At 66.1% G+C, this 22900-nt stretch carries 19 protein-coding genes, 1 tRNA gene and 1 pseudogene; 11 read left to right on the plus strand and 10 right to left on the minus strand.

The annotated features are described in order from the left end of the window. From VF649_RS05475 to VF649_RS05485, 3 genes are all read left to right on the plus strand, one after another. The coding region (locus tag VF649_RS05475; protein WP_331010952.1) for an alpha/beta hydrolase at positions 1 to 732 on the plus strand (732 nt) is incomplete at its 5' end. Next, on the plus strand, positions 729 to 1199 hold the full coding sequence (locus tag VF649_RS05480; protein WP_331010953.1) for an RNA pyrophosphohydrolase: 471 nt from the start codon (positions 729 to 731) through the stop codon (positions 1197 to 1199). The genes VF649_RS05475 and VF649_RS05480, both read left to right, overlap by 4 nt. Before the next feature lie 9 nt (positions 1200 to 1208). Further along, positions 1209 to 2228, plus strand: coding sequence for a DUF481 domain-containing protein (locus VF649_RS05485; RefSeq protein WP_331010954.1), 1020 nt, complete (start codon positions 1209 to 1211; stop codon positions 2226 to 2228). 242 nt (positions 2229 to 2470) lie between these two features. Here VF649_RS05485 and VF649_RS05490 read toward each other — a convergent pair whose 3' ends face one another. Together VF649_RS05490 and acnA are read right to left on the minus strand one after the other, a co-directional pair. After that, positions 2471 to 2695, minus strand: a complete 225-nt coding sequence (locus tag VF649_RS05490; RefSeq protein WP_331010955.1) for a hypothetical protein — start codon at positions 2693 to 2695, stop codon at positions 2471 to 2473. Positions 2696 to 2931: 236 nt separating this feature from the next. Further along, a complete protein-coding gene (gene acnA, locus VF649_RS05495) occupies positions 2932 to 5628 on the minus strand; it encodes an aconitate hydratase AcnA (protein ID WP_331010956.1) in 2697 nt (898 codons plus the stop codon). Positions 5629 to 5943: 315 nt separating this feature from the next. Between acnA and VF649_RS05500 the strand changes: the two genes are divergently transcribed. Further along, positions 5944 to 6516 (plus strand): peptidase, encoded by a 573-nt coding sequence (locus tag VF649_RS05500; protein WP_331010957.1) that lies wholly within the window; start codon positions 5944 to 5946, stop codon positions 6514 to 6516. A gap of 18 nt (positions 6517 to 6534) precedes the next feature. Here VF649_RS05500 and VF649_RS05505 read toward each other — a convergent pair whose 3' ends face one another. Then, a complete protein-coding gene (locus tag VF649_RS05505) occupies positions 6535 to 7428 on the minus strand; it encodes a peptidylprolyl isomerase (RefSeq protein WP_414713644.1) in 894 nt (297 codons plus the stop codon). A 74-nt stretch (positions 7429 to 7502) separates the two neighbouring features. Between VF649_RS05505 and VF649_RS05510 the strand changes: the two genes are divergently transcribed. The 4 genes from VF649_RS05510 to VF649_RS05525 all read left to right on the plus strand — a co-directional run bounded on the left by VF649_RS05510 (position 7503) and on the right by VF649_RS05525 (position 11270). Continuing rightward, a tRNA-Ser gene (locus VF649_RS05510) sits at positions 7503 to 7593 on the plus strand. A 300-nt stretch (positions 7594 to 7893) separates the two neighbouring features. Next, on the plus strand, positions 7894 to 10101 hold the full coding sequence (katG, locus tag VF649_RS05515; RefSeq protein ID WP_331010958.1) for a catalase/peroxidase HPI: 2208 nt from the start codon (positions 7894 to 7896) through the stop codon (positions 10099 to 10101). Between the two features lie 105 nt (positions 10102 to 10206). Further along, on the plus strand, positions 10207 to 11049 hold the full coding sequence (locus VF649_RS05520; protein ID WP_331010959.1) for a PhzF family phenazine biosynthesis protein: 843 nt from the start codon (positions 10207 to 10209) through the stop codon (positions 11047 to 11049). 59 nt (positions 11050 to 11108) lie between these two features. Further along, entirely contained in the window at positions 11109 to 11270 is a 162-nt protein-coding gene (locus tag VF649_RS05525; RefSeq protein ID WP_331010960.1) for a hypothetical protein, read from the plus strand. Between the two features lie 271 nt (positions 11271 to 11541). Here the strand turns inward: VF649_RS05525 and VF649_RS05530 are convergent, their stop codons facing one another. The 3 genes from VF649_RS05530 to VF649_RS05540 form a co-directional block, all read right to left on the minus strand. Next, complete coding sequence (locus tag VF649_RS05530) at positions 11542 to 13584, minus strand: 3-hydroxyacyl-CoA dehydrogenase NAD-binding domain-containing protein (RefSeq protein WP_331010961.1); 2043 nt, start codon at positions 13582 to 13584, stop codon at positions 11542 to 11544. A gap of 115 nt (positions 13585 to 13699) precedes the next feature. Further along, the gene (locus tag VF649_RS05535; protein WP_331010962.1) at positions 13700 to 14626 is read right to left on the minus strand and encodes a Ku protein; all 927 of its coding nucleotides are present in this window, start codon (positions 14624 to 14626) and stop codon (positions 13700 to 13702) included. Positions 14627 to 14650: 24 nt separating this feature from the next. Beyond that, positions 14651 to 14836 (minus strand): KTSC domain-containing protein, encoded by a 186-nt coding sequence (locus tag VF649_RS05540; protein WP_331010963.1) that lies wholly within the window; start codon positions 14834 to 14836, stop codon positions 14651 to 14653. Positions 14837 to 15062: 226 nt separating this feature from the next. Here VF649_RS05540 and ligD point away from each other — a divergent pair. Next, positions 15063 to 17519: pseudogene (gene ligD / locus VF649_RS05545) on the plus strand (DNA ligase D); the annotation flags it as partial. Between the two features lie 65 nt (positions 17520 to 17584). Here ligD and VF649_RS05550 read toward each other — a convergent pair. Then, positions 17585 to 18031 carry a chemotaxis protein CheW gene (locus VF649_RS05550; RefSeq protein ID WP_331010964.1) on the minus strand — a complete coding sequence of 149 codons (447 nt, stop codon included), beginning with the start codon at positions 18029 to 18031 and terminating at the stop codon, positions 17585 to 17587. A gap of 144 nt (positions 18032 to 18175) precedes the next feature. Here VF649_RS05550 and VF649_RS05555 point away from each other — a divergent pair, with 144 nt between their 5' ends. Continuing rightward, on the plus strand, positions 18176 to 20095 hold the full coding sequence (locus VF649_RS05555; RefSeq protein WP_331010965.1) for a beta-N-acetylhexosaminidase family protein: 1920 nt from the start codon (positions 18176 to 18178) through the stop codon (positions 20093 to 20095). Between the two features lie 18 nt (positions 20096 to 20113). On the opposite strand, the gene VF649_RS05560 is transcribed toward VF649_RS05555, so the two are convergent. Then, positions 20114 to 20266 carry a hypothetical protein gene (locus VF649_RS05560; protein ID WP_331010966.1) on the minus strand — a complete coding sequence of 51 codons (153 nt, stop codon included), beginning with the start codon at positions 20264 to 20266 and terminating at the stop codon, positions 20114 to 20116. Positions 20267 to 20317: 51 nt separating this feature from the next. Beyond that, complete coding sequence (locus tag VF649_RS05565; protein ID WP_331010967.1) at positions 20318 to 21253, minus strand: LysR family transcriptional regulator; 936 nt, start codon at positions 21251 to 21253, stop codon at positions 20318 to 20320. A 107-nt stretch (positions 21254 to 21360) separates the two neighbouring features. On the opposite strand from VF649_RS05565, the gene VF649_RS05570 reads away from it, so the two are divergent. Beyond that, positions 21361 to 22059, plus strand: coding sequence for a pirin family protein (locus tag VF649_RS05570; protein ID WP_331010968.1), 699 nt, complete (start codon positions 21361 to 21363; stop codon positions 22057 to 22059). A gap of 111 nt (positions 22060 to 22170) precedes the next feature. Here the strand turns inward: VF649_RS05570 and VF649_RS05575 are convergent. Beyond that, the coding region (locus VF649_RS05575) for a KUP/HAK/KT family potassium transporter (RefSeq protein WP_331010969.1) at positions 22171 to 22900 on the minus strand (730 nt) is incomplete at its 5' end.

Genomic DNA, 22900 nt, shown 5'->3' on the forward strand with positions numbered 1-22900 from the left:
GTGGTGTTCTTTCACGGCGGCGGGTTCGTGATCGGCGATCTCGATACCCATGCGAGCTTCTGCGCGGAGATGTCGCGGACGCTCGGGCTCCCGGTCGTGTCGGTCGATTACCGGCTGGCGCCCGAACATCCCTGGCCAGCCGCACCCGACGATTGCGAAGCGGCCGCGCGCTGGGTGGCGTCGGGAGCCGCGGAACTCGGCTTGGGCGTGTCCTCGCTGGTGCTGGCCGGCGACAGCGCGGGTGGATCGCTCTGCATCGTGACCGCGATCGCGTTGCGGGACACGCCGGCGGCCGTGCCGGTGATCGCGCAATGGCCGATCTATCCGCTGGTGGACAACCTGACCCGCTTTCCCTCGTTCGACCGGTTCAGCGAAGGCCATTTCCTCACGCGCGCAGGGATGCACTGGTTCCATGAAAGCTATGCGCCCGATCCGCATCACTGGCGCAGTTCGCCGGTGCTTGCGCCGCAGGCGGGGCTGCCGCCGACGCTGGTGCTGACCGCCGCGCTCGATCCGCTGCTGGATCAGGGGCGTGCCTATGCCGCGGCCACCATCGCCGCCGGCGTCCCGACGATCTACCGCGAGGCGGTCGGCAACATCCATGGTTTCCTCAACCTGCGTCGGGCGATCCCGTCGTCGGACGGGGACCTGTTGGCCTGCCTCGCGGTGCTGAAACCGATGATTGCGGAGGCGGAGGCCAACCGCGTGATGGCGCAGGCGGCGCCGCGATGACCGACCTGCCCTATCGGCCCGCCGCGGGTATCATGCTCCTCAACCGAGACAACAAGGTCTTCGTCGCGCAACGGATCGATACCACGCTGGACGCGTGGCAGATGCCGCAGGGCGGGCTCGATCCGGGCGAGGATGCGCAGACCGGCGCGCTGCGCGAACTGGAGGAGGAAACCGGTATCCCCCCGCATCTGGTCGAAATCGTCGCGCGATCGGCGGGCGAACTGCTCTATGATCTTCCCGCCGACCTTGCCGGGTCGCTGTGGCGCGGGCGTTATCGGGGACAGCGCCAGGTCTGGTTCCTGCTGCGGTTCTTGGGCCGGGATGCGGATATCGATCTCGCGACCGCACATCCGGAGTTTCGCACCTGGAAATGGGCCGAACCGGGCGATCTTCCGGATATGATCGTGCCGTTCAAGGCCGAGCTGTACCGCAATGTGCTACGCGAGTTCGCCGCTCATCTGTCGTAGAGTCCGTTCATGTCCCCGCTGATCCTGATCGCCGTCCAGGGCCTTACCCTGCCGCCCGAACTGCTGACGCCCGAACCGGTGGTGCCCGCCACGCCGGTTCTCGTCTTCTTCCTGCCGCCACCCCCCGAACCACTGCCGCTGCTTCAGCCGGATCGCCCGCCCGATGCGCCGCCGGTGCTGCCGGAGGAGATCCGCGCCGTGCTGACCGCCGCGGTCGACAGCGGCGATCCTGCCGCCGTGGCCGCGGTCGTGCGGTTCGCCAAGACCACGAATCCGGAAACCGCGGGCCAGATCGACCGGATCAACGAGGCCTATCTTGCCCGCGTCGCGGCGCGAAAGGCACGCGAGGAACGCGAACGGCGTGACGAGCTGCTGCTCGCCGGCCCGCTCGATTTCTGGAAGGGGCAGGTCGAACTGGGTGCTTCGCGCTCGACCGGCAATACCGACGCGCTGGGCGTCTATCTCGCGGCCAGCGCCAACCGCGACGGCATCTACTGGCGGCACAAGCTGACTGGGCGGATCGACTATCAACGCACCAACGGCATTACCAGCACCGAACGCGCGAATCTAAGCTACCAACCGAACTACAAGATCGACAATCAACTCTATACGTTTGGGATCGCGCAATATGAACGCGACCGGCTGCTTGGCTATACCACGCGTCTCACCGGCGGCGCCGGGCTCGGCTACAGCGTATTCACGGAAGGGCCGATCCGGCTCGATCTGGAAGGCGGCCCGGCGCTGCGCCAGACGGACTATGTTGATCAATCCACCGAAACCGGGATTGCCGCACGCGCATCAATGGCCATGACATGGAAGATCACGCCGAAGGTGAACGTCACGCAGAATGCATCCTTCTACCTCGAACCCGACAACCGCAATGCCAGTTCCAGCACCGCGATCGACACCACGATCATGGGTTCGCTCAAGGCCCGGCTGTCCTACAATGTCCAATATGAGCGCGCAGCCCCGACACGCAGTCAGTCCGTCGATACGCTCAGCCGCGCGACGTTGGTGTATGGATTTTAGGTAGCGCTAACCTGCCACCCCAAACCCGCCGACGGACAGGTTCGGATCCGGCGAGCGCGGTCAGCGTTCTCTAAGGGCCCGGCCAGCCAGGGAACGGCCGATGCTGAACGCAACAGGATGAGGCTATATTTTCGTCCCCGCCAGGGGCACGATCTTCTTGTCCGCCTCCTTCTTTGGCTTGCGGACTTCCTTGTTGCTCTTCTTCTGACCCTTGGCCATCATGGCTCTCCCGGTTGGAAACGTCAGCGTTGGCGAAGCGCGCTGGCGTTGGCGGCGCGCTTGGCGGCCTCGACGCGTGCCGGCACCCGTTCCGCAGCCCGCGCCTCGGCCTCGCCGACATTGGCCATCAGCTTGCGGTAGATGCTGTAGGCACGGCGATGAAACGCACGATCCCGTTCGGTGGTTGCGGCTTCGGCCGCGGCCAGGCTTTCGGCGGCTTTCGCGCTGTAATCTTCGACGGTGCTCATCATGCTGCTCCCAGTTCAAGCGGGAGCGCAAACCGTCTCTCAGTCGTCGGGTGCCTGCGATCATGCTGCGACGATGCCATAGGCGTAGCGCAGCGGAGCCCGCATGGCGAGGCCCGATCGGTCACCCGACGCGATCCGCCCATGGCGACTGAAAACCCTGTGCGGATTTTCTCCAGGGTGCGGAACATGGGGCCGCGGGACTGGGGCGGCCCGACATCGGACCACCCCACCTGTCGTCAGGCCGCCAGCTTGCGCAGCACATAGTGCAGGATGCCGCCGTTCAGGAAATATTCCAGCTCGTTGACGGTATCGATCCGGCACCGCGCCTCGAACGTGAAGTGGGTCCCGTCCGCCCGGCCAACCGTCACCGTCACCTGCTGACGCGGGCGCAAACCGGCGACATCCGCGACGGAGAAGGTTTCGGTGCCGTCCAGACCCAGCGTATGACGATCCTCGCCGGGCGCGAACTGCAGCGGCAGGATGCCCATGCCGACCAGATTCGACCGGTGGATCCGCTCGAAACTTTCGGCAACCACCATCCGCACGCCCAGCAGCATCGTGCCCTTCGCGGCCCAGTCGCGGGACGAACCGGTGCCATATTCCTTGCCCGCGATCACCACCAGCGGGGTGCCGTCTTCCTTGTACCGCATCGCCGCGTCATAGATCGGCATCGTCTCGCCGGTCGGGATGTAGCGGGTCACGCCGCCTTCGATGCCGGGCGTCATCTGGTTCTTGATGCGGATATTGGCGAAGGTACCGCGCATCATCACCTCATGATTGCCGCGGCGCGCGCCATAGCTGTTGAAATCTGCACGGCTGACCTGATGCTCCGACAGATATTTGCCGGCCGGGCTATCCGCCTTGATCGAACCCGCCGGGCTGATGTGGTCGGTGGTGATGCTGTCGGCGAAGATCGCCAGCGGCCGGGCTTCGACGATGTCGGCGATCGCCTTCGGCGTCATCGACATGCCTTCGAAATAGGGCGGGTTCTGGACATAGGTCGATCCCGCCGCCCAGCTATAGGTGTCCGATCCTTCGACCGCGATGCCCTGCCAATGCGCGTCGCCCAGGAACACGTTGGCATAGCGCGAGCGATACATGCCGCTGTCGATGTAGGATGTGACCATATCGGTCACTTCCTGATTGGTCGGCCATACATCGCGCAGATAGACGTCCTGCCCGTTTGATCCCTGGCCTAGCGGCGTCTTGGTGATGTCCTCGCGCACCGTGCCCTTCAACGCATAGGCGACCACCAGCGGCGGCGACGCCAGGAAGTTGGCGCGCACGTCCGGCGATACCCGGCCTTCGAAATTGCGGTTGCCCGACAGCACCGACGCGGCAACCAGATCATTCTCGTTGATCGCGCGGCTGATCGGCGCCGGCAGCGGACCGGAATTGCCGATGCAGGTGGTGCAGCCATAGCCGACCAGGTTGAACCCGATGGCATCCAGGTCCGCGCTCAATCCGGCCTTGTCGAGATAGTCGGTAACGACCTGCGACCCCGGCGCCAGCGACGTCTTCACCCAGGGCTTGGGCTTCAGGCCCAGCGCATGCGCCTTGCGCGCGACCAGCCCGGCGGCGATCAGCACATTGGGGTTGGAGGTGTTGGTGCAGCTGGTGATCGCGGCGATCACGACATCGCCGTGGCCGATATCATGCGCGACGCGGTCGCCCTCCGCCGCCACGGCAACGCGCACGTCGCTGTCGCCCGACTTCTTGTAGCCGCCGGCCAGTTCCGTATTGAAGTTGTGGTCGACCGCATCCAGCAGCACGCGGTCCTGCGGACGCTTCGGTCCCGCCAGCGACGGCAGCACGCCCGACATGTCCAGTTCCAGCGTGTCGGTGAAGATCGGATCGGGCGCCGCCGCGTCACGCCAGAAACCCTGCGCCTTGGCATAGGCCTCGACCAGCGCGATCTGCGCATCCTCGCGCCCGGTCAGGCGCAGATAGGTCAGCGTCGCATCGTCGACCGGGAAGAAGCCGCAGGTCGCGCCATATTCCGGCGCCATGTTGGCGATCGTCGCACGGTCCGCCAGGCTGAGCGCATCGAGCCCGGACCCGTAGAACTCCACGAAGCGGCCGACCACCCCCTTGGCGCGCAGCATCTGCGTCACGGTCAGCACCAGATCGGTCGCGGTGATCCCCTCACCCAGCGTGCCGGTCAGCTTGAACCCGACCACTTCGGGGATCAGCATCGACACCGGCTGGCCCAGCATCGCCGCCTCCGCCTCGATCCCGCCGACGCCCCAGCCCAGCACGCCCAGGCCGTTGACCATCGTGGTATGGCTGTCGGTGCCGACCAGCGTATCGGGATAGGCGACGGTCTCGCCCTGCGGATCGACCGAGGTCCACACCGTCTGCGCCAGGTTTTCCAGGTTCACCTGGTGGCAGATGCCCGTACCCGGCGGCACCACCTTGAAATTGTCCAGTGCCTTCGATCCCCAGCGCAGAAACTCGTAGCGCTCGATATTGCGCTGATATTCCAGCTCGACATTCTGTTCGGCCGCCTTGGGCGTGCCGAATTCGTCGACCATCACCGAATGGTCGATCACCAGATGCACCGGCACCTGCGGATTGATCTTCTGCGCGTCGCCGCCCAGCGCGTTCATCGCGTCGCGCATCGCCGCCAGATCGACGACGCAGGGCACGCCGGTGAAATCCTGCATCAACACGCGCGCCGGCCGATACTGGATCTCGCGTTCGGACGTGCGGTCGGTCAGCCACTGGACCATCGCCTTCAGGTCGTCGATCGTCACGGTCTTGCCGTCTTCGAACCGCAGCAGGTTCTCCAGCAACACCTTCATCGAGAACGGCAGGCGCGACACGTCGCCCAGTTGTTCCGCCGCCTTGGGCAGCGAATAATAAGAGACGGTCCTGCCACCGACCTCCAAGGTCGTCCGGGTGCCGAGCGTGTCCTGGCCAATGGCGGTCATGAGGATCCCTATCGTAATGCGTCTGCCGAGATGGAGCGGCGCATAGCAAGGGCACGCGCCTTGGGGAAGGGCATGGACGCGCCGGGCACGGACACAGGATAAGGGACAGGAGGATCACGGACAGGAGGATCACGGACACAGGGCGGCGCATCGCGGCGCGGGGATCACTGCCGCGCCTTTTCCGGTGCCGGATCGTCCGCGCCGCCCACGCGCGGCGGAACCGATCCTGTTGCCCGACGCTCATCGTGGTTCAGGGGCGGTTCAACGCGGGCATGCAAAAGACCGGTCATAACACACAGGGTTACGGAGTTGGACATGCGCTTTTCTCCCAGGATGATGGCGGCTGCCGCCTTGATGACCGCCTCGCTCGCCTTGGGCGGATGCGCCTATGACGATTATGGCTATGGCGGCGTCAATGTCGGCTACGGCGTGGCCGGCGGCTACGGCTATGATGGATATGGCTATCCCGCCTATGGCTATGGCGGAATCGGCTATGGTTCGGGCTGGTATAATGACTTCTACTATCCCGGTACCGGCTATTATGTGTTCGACCGGTCCGGCCGCCGCTCGCGCTGGAACGACGGCCAGCGACGCTACTGGCAGCAGCGCCAGGCTTATCGCGGCGAACGCCGGGACGACCGGCGCGATTTCCGCCAGGAACGGCGCGACGATCGCCGCGCCTTCCGGCAGGGCGACGTGAGTCGCGATCAGTTCCGGCAGGATCGTCGCGCGGATCGGCAGGATTTCCGGCAGGACCGTCGTCAGGATCGTCAGCAGTTCCGGAACGACACCGGCCGCCCCGCTCCGCGCCCGAACATCACGCCCGGCCCACGTCGCGAAGGCGGGCTGGTCGGACGCGTCCAGCGCCGCGTCGAACAACAGCGATAGGTGCTGTGGCCGGCGGGCTCACCCCGCCGGCCGTATCCGCGTCGGCGGCAAGGCGTTGCAGATATCGAGCCCGCCCGCCGGCCGTTCGAAGAAATCGTCGTGGCGATTGGCCTTTACCTTGATCCATGCGGAAAAGCTCGGGCCGTCGCTCGCCATCACCTGCCAGGCCGGTCGTTCGTTTGCTGGCAACGCGCTCGCCAGCCGCACCCGCACGATCCCGGTCCGCTGCGCCGGGTCGGTGTAGAAGCCCAGATCTCCGGTTCCGCGCGGCAACGCCGCCAGCGCCTCCATGCCCGCCAGCACGCGCCCGACGACCGCGATGTTGCGGTCCAAATGCCGTGGCGATTCCCCGATCACGGCATATAGCTCGGCACCGGTGCCGGTGTCCGGCGCCAGATTCCGGCCGACCCCGACCATCCCGTAACAATGCGGCAGCCACGCCCGCCCCGCCACCCGCGCCACCGGCCAGCCGCCGACATGCCCCACCGCCGTGGCGTAGGAGTCGCGATAGGGTAGCGACCGCCATTTCAGTCCCGCCAGATCGCGGTCATAGTCCCGCGCCGGCGCGACGATGCCGGTCGGGAGCGGCTTGGCCTCGGTCGCATCGCCCCATTGCGCGACATAATTGTCCTGCACCCGGTTGATGCTGGTCCCATCCCACCAATGCGCGCGTGCAAGCGCCCTCATGTTGGCGACATGCGGTTTCGCGAAATCGGGCGATAGCGCGATGACCACGCGCCGCCCGCCGGTCAGATCCATGATCAACAGATCATCGGCCGCGATGTCCAGCCACGCCGCAGCCGGCGCATCCGCCACGATGCCGAGCGGCGTCGCCGGCTTTGCCGCGGGCGGAACCGATGGGGAAGCGCCCTGCATGAACAGGGCCAGCGTCAGAAAGGCGGAAAGACTCATGCGATGCTGTGTGACACGCCAAAGACGCTTGCGGAAGGCGCCCCCACCCGATAGGGCGCGCTCTTCCAGGACGCGGAGCGGTGGCCGAGTGGTCGATGGCGCACGCCTGGAAAGTGTGTAAGGGTTAATAGCCCTTCGAGGGTTCGAATCCCTCCCGCTCCGCCATTTGCTTGCAAGCATCTCCGATTATTGATTAATCCGGTACGCCAGACGCCTGATTGCACCGCAAGCGCCGCGGGTGCTTGGGCCCCTCAGATCGTCGTGTAGCACCCTGATCGTGCAAGCTAACGCGGTGCCGGCCGCCATTGGCATGGTCAAGGCTTCCGAGCTGCCGTGTTCGATGAAAATCTCTCGCTGCAACATCATTGATCGATTTTCTCGCTTTCAGCCATGGGAGGGAGTTGTTTCCCTGCGGCACGGCATGCGCCTAGTCTCTGCCCAGAATTGCAGAAGAGGATGTGCATCATGGACGCGAAAACAGGCGGCGATCCGCTCGGTTGCCCGATGAAGGAGCCGGCGGCGCTTCGGTCGCTGTTGGGACGCAGCAACCGCGATTGGTGGCCCAACCAGCTTTCGGTCGATATCCTGCATCAGAACGGACTGTCGTCCGACCCGATGGGCAAGGATTTCGATTATGCGACGGCGTTCAAGTCGCTGGATTATGACGCGGTCAAGCGCGACCTGCACGCGTTGATGACCGACAGCCAGCCCTGGTGGCCGGCGGATTACGGGCATTACGGCCCCTTCTTCATCCGGATGGCGTGGCACAGTGCCGGCACCTATCGCACCGGCGACGGGCGCGGTGGCTCCTCTTCGGGGGCGCAGCGGTTCGCGCCGCTGAACAGTTGGCCGGACAATGCGAACCTCGACAAGGCGCGCCGGCTGCTCTGGCCGATCAAGCAGAAGTACGGCAGCAAGCTGTCCTGGGCGGATCTGATGATCCTGGCCGGCAATGTCGCGATCGAGTCGATGGGTGGTCCCGTGTTCGGCTTCGGCGGCGGGCGCGTCGACAATTGGGAACCGGAAAAGGACATTTTCTGGGGCACCGAGGAAGAATGGCTGGGCGACACCCGCATCACCGAGGAAAAGGTGCTGGAAAGCCCGCTCGCCGCGATCCAGATGGGGCTGATCTACGTCAATCCCGAAGGTCCGGGCGGCAACCCCGACGCGGCGCAGTCCGCGCGCGACATTCGCGAAACGTTCGCCCGCATGGGCATGAACGACGAGGAAACCGTCGCGCTCACCGCCGGCGGCCACACGTTCGGCAAGTGCCACGGTGCCGGTGACGCATCCAAGGTCGGCGCGGAGCCAGAGGGATCGGACATCGCTCAGCAGGGTCTCGGCTGGGCCAGCACGCACGAAACCGGAATCGCCGATCATACGATCACCAGCGGGCTGGAAGGCGCTTGGACCCCGACACCGACACGTTGGGACATGAGCTATTTCCACATGCTCCTCGACTATGATTATGAACTGGTGCGCAGCCCCGCAGGCGCGAAGCAGTGGCAGCCGGTGGGGCAGAAGCCGGAAGACATGGCCCCCGGTGCGCACAGCCCCGACAAGCGCCTGCCGACGATGATGTCGACTGCGGACATTGCGATGAAGGTCGATCCGAAATATCGCGCGATTTCGGAACGCTTCCGCAACAATCCCGAGGAGTTCGGGGATGCGTTCGCCCGCGCCTGGTTCAAGCTGTGCCACCGCGACATGGGGCCGAAGGCACGCTATCTCGGGCCCGAGGTCCCGGCCGAGGACCTGATCTGGCAGGATCCGATCCCGGCGGCGGATCATCCGCTGATTGATGCCGGCGACGTCGCCACGCTGAAGGCCACCATCCTGGGATCCGGGCTGACCATCGCAGAACTGGTGCAGACCGCATGGGCCGCCGCATCGACCTATCGCGGGTCGGATCATCGCGGTGGCGCCAATGGCGGCCGTATTCGCCTGGCGCCGCAAAAGGACTGGGAGGTGAACGAACCGGAGCAGCTTGCCCGCGTGCTGGGCGTGCTGGACGGGATCAAGACCGACTTCGATCGCACCGCCACCGGCGGCAAGACCGTGTCGCTGGCCGACCTGATCGTGCTGGGCGGGTCCGCCGCGATCGAGCAGGCGGCGAAGGCGGCCGGTCGTGATGTCGTGGTGCCGTTCACCCCGGGTCGGACCGACGCCGCCGCCGATCAGACCGATATCGAGAATTTCGAGGTTCTCGAACCGAAGGCCGACGGCTTCCGCAATTATCTCCAGGTCGAATATAGCGTTCCGACCGAGGAATTGCTGATCGACCGGGCACAGCTTCTGCGGCTGAGCGCGCCGGAGATGACGGTGCTGGTCGGCGGGCTGCGCGTGCTGGGCGCGAACCATGAAGGGTCGAAGAACGGCGTCTTCACGGACCGGCCGGGGCAGTTGACGAACGACTTCTTCGTCAACCTGCTCGACATGAACACGGCATGGAAGGAGACGTCGAAGGACATCTTCACCGGCACCTGCCGCCATACCGAAAATCATAAGTGGACCGCGACGCGCGTCGATCTGGTATTCGGATCCAATTCGCAACTGCGGGCTCTGTCCGAAGTCTATGCGGCCAGTGATGGCGATACGAAGTTCGTCAGCGACTTCGTGTCGGCATGGACCAAGGTCATGAACGCGGATCGGTTCGACCTGCTGGCCGCCTGATCCCGCCCGGTCCCGCCACGGCACCCGATGCCGTGGCGGGACCGCTATGATTCCCCGCTTCGGAAATCATCACGCGCGCCTTATGCAGTCGGCAGGAGATTGCGCATGGCCCGTCCGTTCCAGCTTGTCGACGTTTTCGGTGTCGATCCGTTCACCGGTAATCCCCTGGCGGTCATTGCGGATGCCGACGGGCTCACCACGGACGCGATGCAGGCGATCACCCGCTGGCTGAACCTGTCGGAAACCGCGTTCCTGCTGACACCGACGCAGCCGGATGCCGACTACCGCGTGCGCATCTTCACCCTCGCGCATGAACTGCCCTTTGCGGGCCACCCGACACTTGGCAGTTGTCACGCGTGGCTTGCGGCGGGCGGCCGTTCCCGACGCGATGGTCTGGTGATGCAGGAATGTGGCGCCGGCATGGTTCCGGTTCGCAATGCCGGCGCGGAACTCGCCTTCGCCGCGCCGCCGCTGCTGCGGGGGGGTACGCCAACGGAGGCGGACATCGCCGAGGTGGCGGCCGTGCTGCGGATCGCGCGCGATCGGATCGTGGACGCGCAGTGGGTCGACAACGGACCCGGGTGGATCGCGGTCATGCTGGATTCGGCCGAGGCGGTGCTGGCCATTGAGCCCGCCCGCAACCATCATCGCCGGATCGACATCGGCATCGTGGGCCCGCACGCGGCGGGCGCCGCCGCGGCCTACGAGATCCGCGCGATCTTCAGCGACGCACAGGGCGCCTTGATCGAAGATCCCGCGACCGGCAGCCTCAATGCATCGGTCGGACAATGGCTGTTCGCCAGCGGGCGGGTGCGCGACGGCTATATCGCGGCGCAGGGCGCACGGCTGGGTCGCAATGGCCGGATCACCGTCACGCAGGATGGCGATGGCCAGGTTTGGGTCAGCGGCCGGACGATCACGCTGTTCTCGGGTCACACGGCGGACTGACGACGCAAGGCAACCTCTGCAACGGCCAGGGGTTGGAGGTGAGACACAGGAGACGCATCATGCCGAAGCCACCCGAATCGCCGCCAAGTTCCGACGTCACCGGCGTGGATCGCGACATGCGGATCAGCCTGCCCAACCGCGATCCCGATCTGGGCACCGCGAAGGAACTGGAGGACAAGCAGGACCTGAACAAGGCACGGCCGAAGGAAGATAGCGTTTAGAACGCGTTAAGCCCCGGAATTGCAGCCGACACCTGTGCAACATCGGGACTCGCTGCGCGAAAAAGCGGCTTGCCGTGCTCCTGCTTCATCATGACACTTATGCTACATCGACGGTGTCGAATCGCTGCGATGACCCTGGGGAGGGGATGGCGATGCAGGTGGCAGAACTGGCGACGCGTGTCATGTGGAAGATGGTCTACTGGGTGTTCCACACCCAGATCGATGCCTGGCCGGGTGACGGAATGCTGTGATCGTGCAAGGCGGATCCGGCTCAGCGATCGAATGGCTGGCCGCTGTCCGCCTTGTCCATCAGCAATGTTGAGATCCGGAAATCTTTGCCCAGCCGGTCGCTGTGCCGTTTCAACCCGGCGACCACCTCGGTCAGACCGATCTGCTCCGCCCAGAACATGGGCCCCCCGCGCTGTGGCGGCCAACCATAGCCGTTGACCCATACCACATTGATATCGGACGCGCGCTGCGCGATCCCTTCCTCCAGGATCAACGCGCCCTCGTTCACCATGGGATAGAGAAGACGCTCCAGCATCTCCTGCGCATCGGGGTCGCGCTGGACAATGCCATGTTCCGCGGCGAAGTCGCGGATGATCCGCATGGCCTGCGCCGACGGTGTCCGGTTACGATCCGCATCATAATCATAATAGCCACGGCCGTTTTTCTGACCTCGCAAGCCGGCCTCGCACAGCCGCTCGCGCACCGTTCGACCCGCGGTATCGCGTGGATCCCACCCGATATCCAACCCCGCCAGATCGTTCATCTGAAACGGCCCCATCGGAAAGCCGAAGTCCAGCAGCACTTGGTCAATCCGCGCCGGCACCGCCCCTTCCTCGCTGAGCGCCGCCGCCTGGTTCTGGCGCGCGCGCAGCATGCGGTTGCCGATGAACCCGAAACAGGACCCGGCCACCACGGCGACCTTGCCGATCCGTTTGGCCAGCGCCATCGCGGTTGCGAGCACCACAGGCGCGGTGCGCGGACCGCGCACCACCTCCAGCAATTTCATGACGTTGGCCGGCGAAAAGAAATGCACGCCGACCACCCACTCCGGCCGCCCGGTCGCGGCCGCGATCTGGTCAATATCCAGATAGCTGGTGTTGCTGGCCAGCACCGCGCCCGGCTTCATCACGCGGTCCAGTTCGGCGAACACCGCCTGCTTGACGTCCATCAGCTCGAACACCGCTTCGATCACCAGGTCGCAATCGGCCATCGCGTCCATGGCCAGCGCGGGCGTGAGCAACGCCATCGCCGCATCGACTTGCGCGGGGGTGAACCGCCCGCGGCGCGCGCTGGCGTCATAATTGCTGCGGATCCGCGCCACGCCGGCATCCAGCGGGCCCTGCTCCCGCTCGACGAGCGTCACCGGAATGCCCGCGGACAGGAAGTTCATCGCAATTCCCCCGCCCATCGTCCCCGCGCCCAGGATCCCGACACTCCGGATCGGCAGCGGCTGCACATCGGCCGGCAGATCGGCGATCCGGGCGGCGGCGCGTTCGGCGAAGAAATAATGGCGCAACGCCTTGGATTGCGGACCGGCCATCAGCGTGCGGAACCCAGCGCGCTCAACCGCGATCCCCTCGGCGAAGGGCAGCTCGGCCGCTGCTCTCACCGCCTCCAGGATCAGGCGCGGAGCGTCCAGACCCTGGATGCGCCGCCGATTGGCGGCCGCATAGGCATCGATCGCCGCAACGTCGCCGGTCAGGACGCGGTCGCGAACCCGCGGCGGATCGCCCGCCCCGTCCACCGACCGCGCCAGCGCCAGCGCCTCCGCATCCAGCGCATCGTCGTCGACCAGCCGGTCGATCAGCCCCATCGCCAGCGCGCGCTCCGCCGACACGGGTTCGCCGCCCGCGATCATCGGGATGGCGGCCTCCAGCCCGATCAGACGCGGCAAACGCTGCGTACCGCCCGCACCAGGCAGCAGGCCCAGCTTCACCTCCGGCAGGCCCAGCCGCGCGGAGCGCACCGCCACCCGGTGATGACAGCCCAGCGCGATCTCCAACCCGCCGCCCAGCGCGGTGCCGTGGATCGCCGCCACGACCGGCTTGGGACATGCCTCGATCGCGTCGACGAGTTCGGGCAACAGCAGGCCCTGCGGCGGCTTGCCGAACTCCGTGATGTCCGCCCCCGCAAAGAAGGTCCGACCGTCGCACCGGATGACGACCGCGGTCACCGCCGGGTCGGCCGCGGCGTGCCCGATCGCGTCCCACAATCCCACCCGCACCGCGTACCCCAGTGCGTTCACCGGCGGGTGATCGGCCGTCACGATCAGGACGCCGTCCTTGTTTTCCGTCACGACCGTCATGTCATCCTCCGCTCTTTCGCCAGGATAGGGAACAAGCGGACCCGGCGATAGGGGATAGCCGCCAGCACCGGTCCGATAACGCCGTCTTGCCTGCCGGTCGGCTCGGGCAACACGCTCAGGCGCGTTTACGCGTGGTCGTCTTGGCCGGCGCGGTGACTGGCGCCTTGGCGGCGGTCCGCTTCGCCGCCGGTTTGGCGGTGCTCGCCTTCTTCACGGCCGGCTTCGATGCGTCGGTCGTCGTCGCCGTTTTCGCCGGCGCACCCGACCCCAGCGATTTCTTCAGTGCCGCCATCAGGTCGACGACATTGTTGCCGCGCGGATCGGCGCTGTCGTCCTCGCTGATGCTGACCGTCTTGCCCTTCTTCTTGCGCTCGATCAGGTCCTTCAACGCATCGACATAGCGGTCGTGAAACTCGCCCGCATCGAACCGACCCGACTTCTTGTCGATCAGGGTCTGCGCCAAATCGAGCAGGTCGTCGTCCGGCTCGGTATCGCCGATCTCGCGGAAATAGCTCGCGGCCTTGTGGACCTCGTCGGCATAGCGCAATGTCTCCATCACAAGTCCGCGTCCGCAACCCTTGATGCTCACCACATATTCGCGACCGCGCATCGCCAATTGCCCAAGCCCGATCTTGCGGCTCCGTTTCAACGCCTCGCGCAGCACGATAAACGCCTCCTCCGCCAGGTCGTCGGCCGGCACGACATAATAAGGCTTGTCGAAATAGATCGGGTCGATGTCATGGGCATCGACGAACTGCGTCAATTCCAGCGTCTTCTTGCTCTCCAGCTTGACGCCCTCGATCTCCTTTTCGTCGAGCAGGACATATTCGCCTTTCTCATATTCGAAGCCCTTGATGATCTTGTCGACATCGACCGGACCGATGCCCGGCACGACCTTCTCATATTTGATCCGCTGGCCGGTCGGTTCGTAGATCTGGTGGAACGCCACCGCGGCCCCGCTCCGCGTTGCGGAATAGATTTCGACCGGGATCGACACCAGCGCCAGCCGGATCTGCCCGCGCCAATAAGGACGTGCCGCCATCATGCTTCTCCCTGCTTCGCGCCGTCAGCGTCGCCGGACATGGTCGAACCGGTCGCGGATCTGCGTGTTGAACACGCCACCAGGCGATTCGGCTGCATCCAGCGCGGTCGCGATCTCCGGCGGCACATCCTGATAGCTGTAGACCCGCCCGCTGGTGAAGCGGATCGTCAGCTGGCGCCGGGTCGCGTCGTAGCTGTGGCTGTGGATCACGCTCGACGGCATCGCGCGAAAACGCGGGGCCGTCCGCGCCGTTGCACACCGTGAAGCGCAATCGCCGTCCCGGCGTTATGTCCTGATCGGATCAGGGGACAGGATGATGGCGCGCGCTTCGACGACCAAGGCCACAGTCGGAACCACGGCCAAGGCACAGGCCAAGCCCAAGCCCAAGCCCAGGCCCGAGCCAAAGGCAAGGACCGGGCCGAAGGCAACGCCCGGCGCCGACGCCGCGCTCGCCACCTACCGCGCCAAGCGGGATTTCGCGAAGACCGCGGAACCCGCCGGCGCCACCCGCGCGACAAAGGGCGATGGCTTCGTCGTCCAGAAACATGATGCCACCCGGCTTCATTATGACTTTCGGCTGGAACTGGACGGCGTCCTGCTCAGCTGGGCAGTCACCCGCGGGCCGAGCCTGGATCCCGACGACAAGCGGCTTGCGGTGCGGACGGAAGATCATCCGCTCGACTATGCCCGTTTCGAGGGAACGATCCCCAAGGGCCAATATGGCGGCGGTACCGTGATGCTGTGGGATCATGGCCGCTGGGAACCGATCGCCGGCTAGGATCCTCGCAAGACGTTGGCGGAAGGACATCTGCATTTCACGCTTCACGGAAAGCGGATGCAGGGCGAATGGATCATGGTCCGCCTGAAACCGCGCGGGCGTGAAAAGTCGGAGAATTGGCTGCTTCGCAAGGTCGCCGACGATCATGCCGGCGGTTCCGACGATCTGGTCGCCACGCATCTGACCGGGATCGACAGCGGCCTGACCATGGCGGAGATCGCAGCCGGCACCGTTGCGGCCAAACCCCCACTCTCGGCCAAGGCGGCCCGCGCCAGACCGCATTCGGAAGCCACCGTCACCGCCGCCCCGCCCCCGTTCCGCCCGGTCCAGCTTGCGACGCTGGTCGATCACGTCCCTGCCGGCCAGGGCTGGCTGCACGAGATGAAATATGACGGTTATCGCACGCTGGTCGCGGTCGGCGGCAATGAAGGGCGCGCCTACACACGATCCGGGCTGGACTGGACGGACCGCTTTGCAGGGATCGTCGCCGATGCCGCCACGCTGGGTGTAAGCTCCGCGCTGATCGATGGCGAAGCCGTCGTGTTGGATGCGAAGGGCAATACCAGCTTCCAGGCGCTGCAATCCGCGTTGAAGGATGATCCGGACAGAATCCTGTTCTACGCCTTCGACCTGCTCGAACTGAACGGTGCGGATCTCACCGCCCGGCCGCTGACCGAACGCAAGGCGCGACTGGCGGAGGTCATCGGGAAGGGAAGCGCGCGCATCCGCTATTCCGATCATATCGTCGGGCGCGGTGAAGAATTGTTCACGCGCTTCTGCGAGGCCGGGCTGGAAGGGGTCGTCTCGAAGCGCAGCGACGCACCCTATGTGGGTGCGCGCACCGGCAGCTGGGTCAAGACCAAGTGCATCCGCCGCCAGGAATTCGTGATCGTCGGGTGGACCCCGTCCGACAAGCGGCGCGGCTTTCGCGCGCTGCTGCTCGGCGTGCATGACGGGGGCAGGCTCCGCTATGCGGGCAAGGCCGGAACCGGCTATACCGCCGACGAAATCGGTCGCCTGCTGGCCCTGATGGCGCCGCTGGAGGTATCGACACCGACGGTCGATGCCCCCCGCGCCGCCGTTCGCGGCGCGCACTGGATCACGCCGGAACTGGTCGCAGAAATCGCCTTCATGGAAATCACGGGCGACGGCGTCCTGCGCCATTCCAGTTATATCGGCCTGCGCCACGACAAGAAGCCGGAGGCGGTGGTGGTCGAAACCGAACGGCCGGTCGCAACGCTGGCGACACCCGTCACGACGGTGGCGATCACCAACCCGGACCGCGTGATCTTTCCGGAAGGCAAGATCACCAAGGGCACGCTCGCCGATTATTATCGGGCGGTATCCGGGATCATGCTGCCCTGGGCCGCCAGCCGCCCGATCAGCCTGGTCCGCTGTCCGCAGGGTCGTGCGAAGAAATGCTTTTTCCAGAAACATGACGCCGGCAGCTTCGGCGCCCATGTCCATCATGTCGGCATCGCCGAAAAGGACGGGCATGACGAACCCTATCTGTTCGTCGATACGGCCGAGGGGCTGCTGACCTGCGTCCAGATGGGCACGATCGAGTTTCACGGCTGGGGCGCGCGGATCGAGGATGTCGAGAAAGCCGATCGGCTGGTGTTCGATCTCGATCCCGACGAGGGTCTCGGCTTTCAGGAGGTCATTGCCGCCGCCTTCCACGTTCGCGATCTGCTCGCCGAGCTGGGGCTCGCCACCTTTGCGATGGTGACCGGCGGCAAGGGAGTTCACGTCATCGCGCCGCTGACCCCACGGGCGGAATGGTCGGCGGTCAAGGATTTCGCGCGCCGCTTCGCGCTGGTACTGGCGCGCACCCAGCCGGATCGCTTCACCGCGGCGCTGGCAAAGGCCAAGCGGACCGGTCGTATCTTTGTCGATTATCTCCGCAACCAGCGCGGCGCGACCGCCGTCATGCCCTACAGCGCCCGCGCCCGCGAAGGCGCACCGGTCGCGGTCCCGATCAGCTGGGAAGAACTGCGCACGCTCGATACCGCCGCCCGCTGGCATATCGGCGATGCGCCCGAATTGCTGAAACGCGCCGCGTCGCGCGATCTGGCCACCTGGGGCCGCGCGGACCAGATGCTCCCTGACCTGTGATGGTCGGCGGGCTCATGATGCCCGTGGGCGTTCAGCATGACCCGGACGGGCGGCCCGCTGCGGCATTACGCCGCCAGCGCGACCTGCTGCGGGACGCGCTCGACGATATGGTCGAGCTGCAGCAACAGGATCATGCGCTCGCCGGCATTGACCAGCCCGGCCAGCAATGCGCCGGTATGGCTGATGCCGGTATCCGGCACCGGCTGCATGTCGGTCGTTTCGAAGCTGGCGACATCGTCGACCGCATCGACGATCAGGCCCTGCAACTGATCCTCGACCTGAACGACGATGATGACGTTGCGTTCGTTCGGATTTGTCACGCCCCAGCCCAGCCGCTGCCGCAGGTCCAGCACCGGCACCGCGGTGCCGCGCAGGTTGACGACGCCCAGGATGTGGGCGGGCGTGCCCGGCAGCGGCGTTGCCGGCTGCCACACCCGGATTTCGCGGATCGCCATGATGTCGATCCCGAGAAACTGCTCGCCGATCTGGCAGGTGATAAGCTTCTGCGTCATGCGTTCATCCTAGCCAAGGAGCATAGCTTAGGACGAACCTCTTAACGAAAGCTCTCCGCGCACCACGATGACCTGGGGCCTAGTGAAAATCGAACGGTCGCGGTAACGACCGCCGGTGCTCGCCGTCTGCCGCGGAGTTTCATCGTGTTTTCTGCCCTCGCCCTGCTCCTCGCGCCGATGTCGGCCACGGCTACCCCGGCGACGTTGCCGGCCATCTTTCCGGCCCCCGCGGCAATGCGCCTCAATGGCGAGCGCGTTGCCGTCGGCGCCGACGTCCGGTTGCTGCTCACTGGCGATGTCGATGCCGAAACCGAACGGCTTGTCCGCGGCGCACTCACGCGGGCCGGCGCGATCCGGATCCGGCGGGTGCGAAGCGTCAGGGACGGGCGCGGCACGACGGTGGTCATCGTGGGGCTGGCCCGGGACAAGGCCGTCCGCGCGGCGCTTGCGGAACTCGGCAGCGACCCCGCCGGTGCCATGGCGCCGGAAGGCTATACGCTGGTCAGCCGCAACGATGCCGGCGGCGGCATCGTCCTGCTCGCGGGCCATGACGGTGACGGCACCTATTATGCCGCGCAGACGCTCCGCCAGCTCGTCGCGCCGGGCAGCATCGCCGCGGTTCGGATCGCTGATCATCCCGCCACCGCCATCCGCGGCACGATCGAGGGATTTTACGGCAAACCCTGGACCACCGCCGCCCGCATCGATCACCTTGCTTTCCTCGGCGACGTGAAGGCGAATACCTACATTTACTCGCCAAAAGACGATCCCTACGCACGCGACCGTTGGCGCGCGCGGTATCCCGATGCCGCATTCGCGGATCTGAAGACGCTGGTCGATGCCGCGCGCCGCCATCATGTCCGCTTCACCTATGCGATCTCACCCGGCGTTTCGATCTGCTATTCGGATCCGGCAGACCTGCGGGCGATCCAGGACAAGTTCCAGCGCTTCCATGATATCGGCGTGCGATCCTTCTACATCGCGCTCGACGATATCAGCTACACGAAATGGAATTGCGATGCCGACCGGGCCGCCCTCGGCGCGCCGGGCGAGGCGGCGGCAGGCCGCGCGCAGGCCCGGTTCATCAATGCCGTCCAGACCCGCTTTGCCGACACGCATCCCGGCACGCGGCCGATACTCATGGTGCCGACCGAATATTATGACGCAAAGGAATCCGCTTACAAGACCGCGCTGCGCGACGCGCTCGACCCGCGCGTCACCATCCAGTGGACGGGCACCGACGTGGTTCCGCCCGCCATCGCGATCGCCGATGCGAAGGCCGCAACCAAGGCGTTCGGCCGCCCGACGCTGCTGTGGGACAATTATCCCGTCAACGACTATGCGCAGTCCGCTGGGCGGCTGTTGATGGCGCCGTATGACCGCCGGATGGCCGGGCTTGCCGATCAGCTTGCCGGGATCGTGGTCAACCCGATGAACCAGGCGTCGGCCAGCAAGATCGCGACCTTCGGCGCCGCTGCCTTCGCCTGGAACGACCGGGATTATGACGCCGACCGCGGCTGGCATGCTGCCGCCCGCTATCTGGCGGGGGATGATCCCGACACCACCGCCGCATTGCTCACCTTCCTCGACACGCAACATCTCGCACCCACCTTCGGCGAGCAGCCGTGGCAGCCGCAGGCGCCCGCGCTCAAGCGCCGCATCGATGCCGTCCGCGATGCGCTGGCCGATCCGCGCGCGACGGACCGTGATGCTGCACTGGCAGCGCTTGCGGACGCGGCCCGGGATCTGGCGACCGCACCGGACCGGATCCGCGCGGGCATCGCGGATCGCGCGTTTATGGACGAGGCCCGCCCGTGGCTAGACGCGCTTGCGCTCTGGGGTCGCGCGCTGCAGGCCAGTGTCCGGGGGCTGCAGGCTGCCCAGACGGGTGGCCCCGCCGCGCGCGGACAGTTTGATCAAGCCGCCGCGCTTGCGGCGCAGGCGGCGGCGATCCGCAGCATCCCTGGCGCCACCCGCCCGGAAGGTCCGATCCGCGTCGCCGATGGCGTGCTTGATCGCTTCATCCTCGACGCCCCCACCCTGATCGGCATCACCGGGCCGTGACGATCGCCCCGCCCGCGATCAGCTACTCGCCGCGCGCAACAGCGCTGCGACCAGTGCGTGGATCGGTTCGCGCAGGATCACGATCACCGCGATGAACGCCGCCGGCCAGCGCAGGGCTTCGATGATCCGGACGGTGAATTCCCGCCAGTCCATGTTCTTCGGTTCGTTCATGCCATTCGCCCCCACTTATTCCCGCGCACAACGCACCGTCGCGGGATTGTTTCATTCCGCGGTCATGACGGCGTCCGGCCGCGCCCATGCCGCCCGGCTCAGCCGCTCGGCCAGATAGTCGATCAGCAGGCTCACCCGCGCCGGGCGGTGGCCGCCCGCCGGGGTGACCAGGTGCAGGCTGATGTCGGGCATCCGCCAGGTCGGCAACAGCTCTTCCAGCGCGCCGCTGGCCAGTTCCTGCCACACCATGAAATCGGGTTGGACCGCGATCCCCAGCCCCGCGACCAACGCCGGCGTCAGCGCATCGGCATTGTTCGCGCCCAGCCGGGCGATCGGCGTCACCTGATACTCGCCCTCGGTGGCGTGGATCAGCCGCACCGTGCCGGGTGGCGCCAGGTTGGTGTAGAACAGCCCGTGATGCTGTTCCAGGTCGCGCGGATGCGCCGGCCGGCCATGCCGGTCCAGATAGGCGGGCGCCGCGACCAGTGGCCGCCGGACGGTGCAGAGCCGCCGCGCGCGCAACGCGGAGTCCGCCATCGACGCGATCCGTAGCGCCACATCGATGCCGCCCGCGACCAGATCGACCTGCGCGTCGCTCAATTGCATGTCGATGCTGATGTCGGGATGGCGTTCCAGAAAGGCCGGCAACAGCGGCGCCACATGCCGCAGCCCGAACGACATCGGCATCGCCAGCACGATGCGCCCGCGCGGGGCGGACGCCTGCGCCGACGCTTCGTCCTCCGCCGCTTCGCCATCGGCCAGGATGCGGCGGGCGCGGTCCAGCACGCCGCGGCCGCTTTCGGTCAGCGCCAGCTGGCGCGAGGTCCGGTGCAACAACGCCACGCCCAGCCGCTGCTCCAACCGGGTCACCGCCTTGGACACCGTCGGCTTCGACAGCCGCAGCGCATCGGCCGCACCGGCGAAGGATCCGCGCTCCACGACCTTCGCGAAGATCGCCCAGGCCTCCAGATCCGGTACCAACGACATGCCGTTTCCTTCATTGATTCATTGCCATCATTGCACCTTCTTGCATCCGCGCGATAGACTATGTTGGTGTCCAGCGGCCGATCACCGGCCTCATGCGGGAGTATCCCATGATCGATCTTCGCCCTTTCGCCTCGCTTGGTGGCGCCAACCATGGCTGGCTGGATGCCAGGCATCATTTCTCCTTTGCCGGCTATCATGATCCCGCGCGGATGGGCTGGGGCAGCCTGCGCGTCTGGAACGACGACGTGATCGCCGCGAACAGCGGATTTCCACCGCATCCGCACCGTGACATGGAAATCATCACCTATGTCCGCGAAGGCGCGATCACGCACAAGGACAGCCTGGGCAATATCGGCCGGACCGAGGCCGGCGATGTTCAGGTCATGTCCGCCGGCACCGGCATCACCCACGCGGAATATAATGTCGAGGACGTCGAAACACGGATCTTCCAGATCTGGATCGTACCCACCAGTCGCGGCGTCGCGCCCAGCTGGGGCGCACGGCCCTTCCCCCGCGGCGAGCGATCCGGCCGGTTCGTGACGCTGGCATCGGGTTTCGCGGACGACGCCGACGCCCTGCCGATCCGGACCAACGCGCGCATCGTGGGCGCCACCATCAAGGCCGGCGAAACCGTCGACTATGCGCTCGGCAAGGATCGCCGCGGCTACCTCGTCCCCGCGACCGGCGCGGTGCGCATCGACGGAGTGACGGTCAACGCCCGCGACGGCGCCGCCCTGCGCGACATCGAAACGCTCCGGGTGACCGCATTGGAAGACAGCGAACTGATCCTGGTCGACGCGGCCTGACCGACAGCAGGAAACGCCCCCTTCCCTTTCCTTTGGGGAAGGGGGCTGGCGGTGGGGGCTGTGGGACGATGATCACGCCCGATCAGCCCCGCGCAAACCCCAGACCAGACATCAGATCTCGACCTGGCTGCCCAGTTCCACCACCCGGTTGCTCGGCAGCTTGAAGAACTCCATCGCCGTTTCCGCATTGCGCAGCATCCAGGCGAAGAATTGTTCCCGCCAGCGCGCCATGCCCGGCCGGCTGGACGAAATCAGCGTCTGTCGCCCCAGAAAGTAGCTGGTATCCATCGGTCGGAACGGGCCGCCCCCCACCGCTACCGTCGCCAGCGCGCCGGGAACGTCGATTTCCTGCATGAAGCCGTAATGCAGGATGACCCGCCAGAATCCGTGGCCGAGATCCTCGACGCTGCCGCAGCGTCGATCCTCGACCAGCGGCACGCCCTCGATCGCGACGGTCAGGATGACGACGCGCTCGTGCAGCACGCGATTATGTTTCATGTTGTGGAGCAGCGCGGACGGTACCCCCTTTGGCGACGCCGACAGGAACACCGCGGTGCCGGGTACGCGTCCCACCGATCCGGCGGCGGACCGGATGAACACGTCGACCGGCATCGTGCTTTCATCGAGGCGGACGCGCAACAGCCGGCGCCCGGTCGCCCAGGTCGTCAGGACAGTGAAAGCGATCGCGCCAATCAACAGCGGAAACCATCCGCCATCCGGGATCTTGGTCATGTTCGACGCCAGATAGGCGCCGTCGATCAGCAGGAACACGCCCGTCACCACTGCGATCGTCCAGGGCCTCCACTTCCACACCGTCGCCGACAGCACGCCCAGCATGCAT

Source organism: Sphingomonas sp. (assembly GCF_036387535.1).
Lineage (GTDB): Bacteria > Pseudomonadota > Alphaproteobacteria > Sphingomonadales > Sphingomonadaceae > Sphingomonas_R.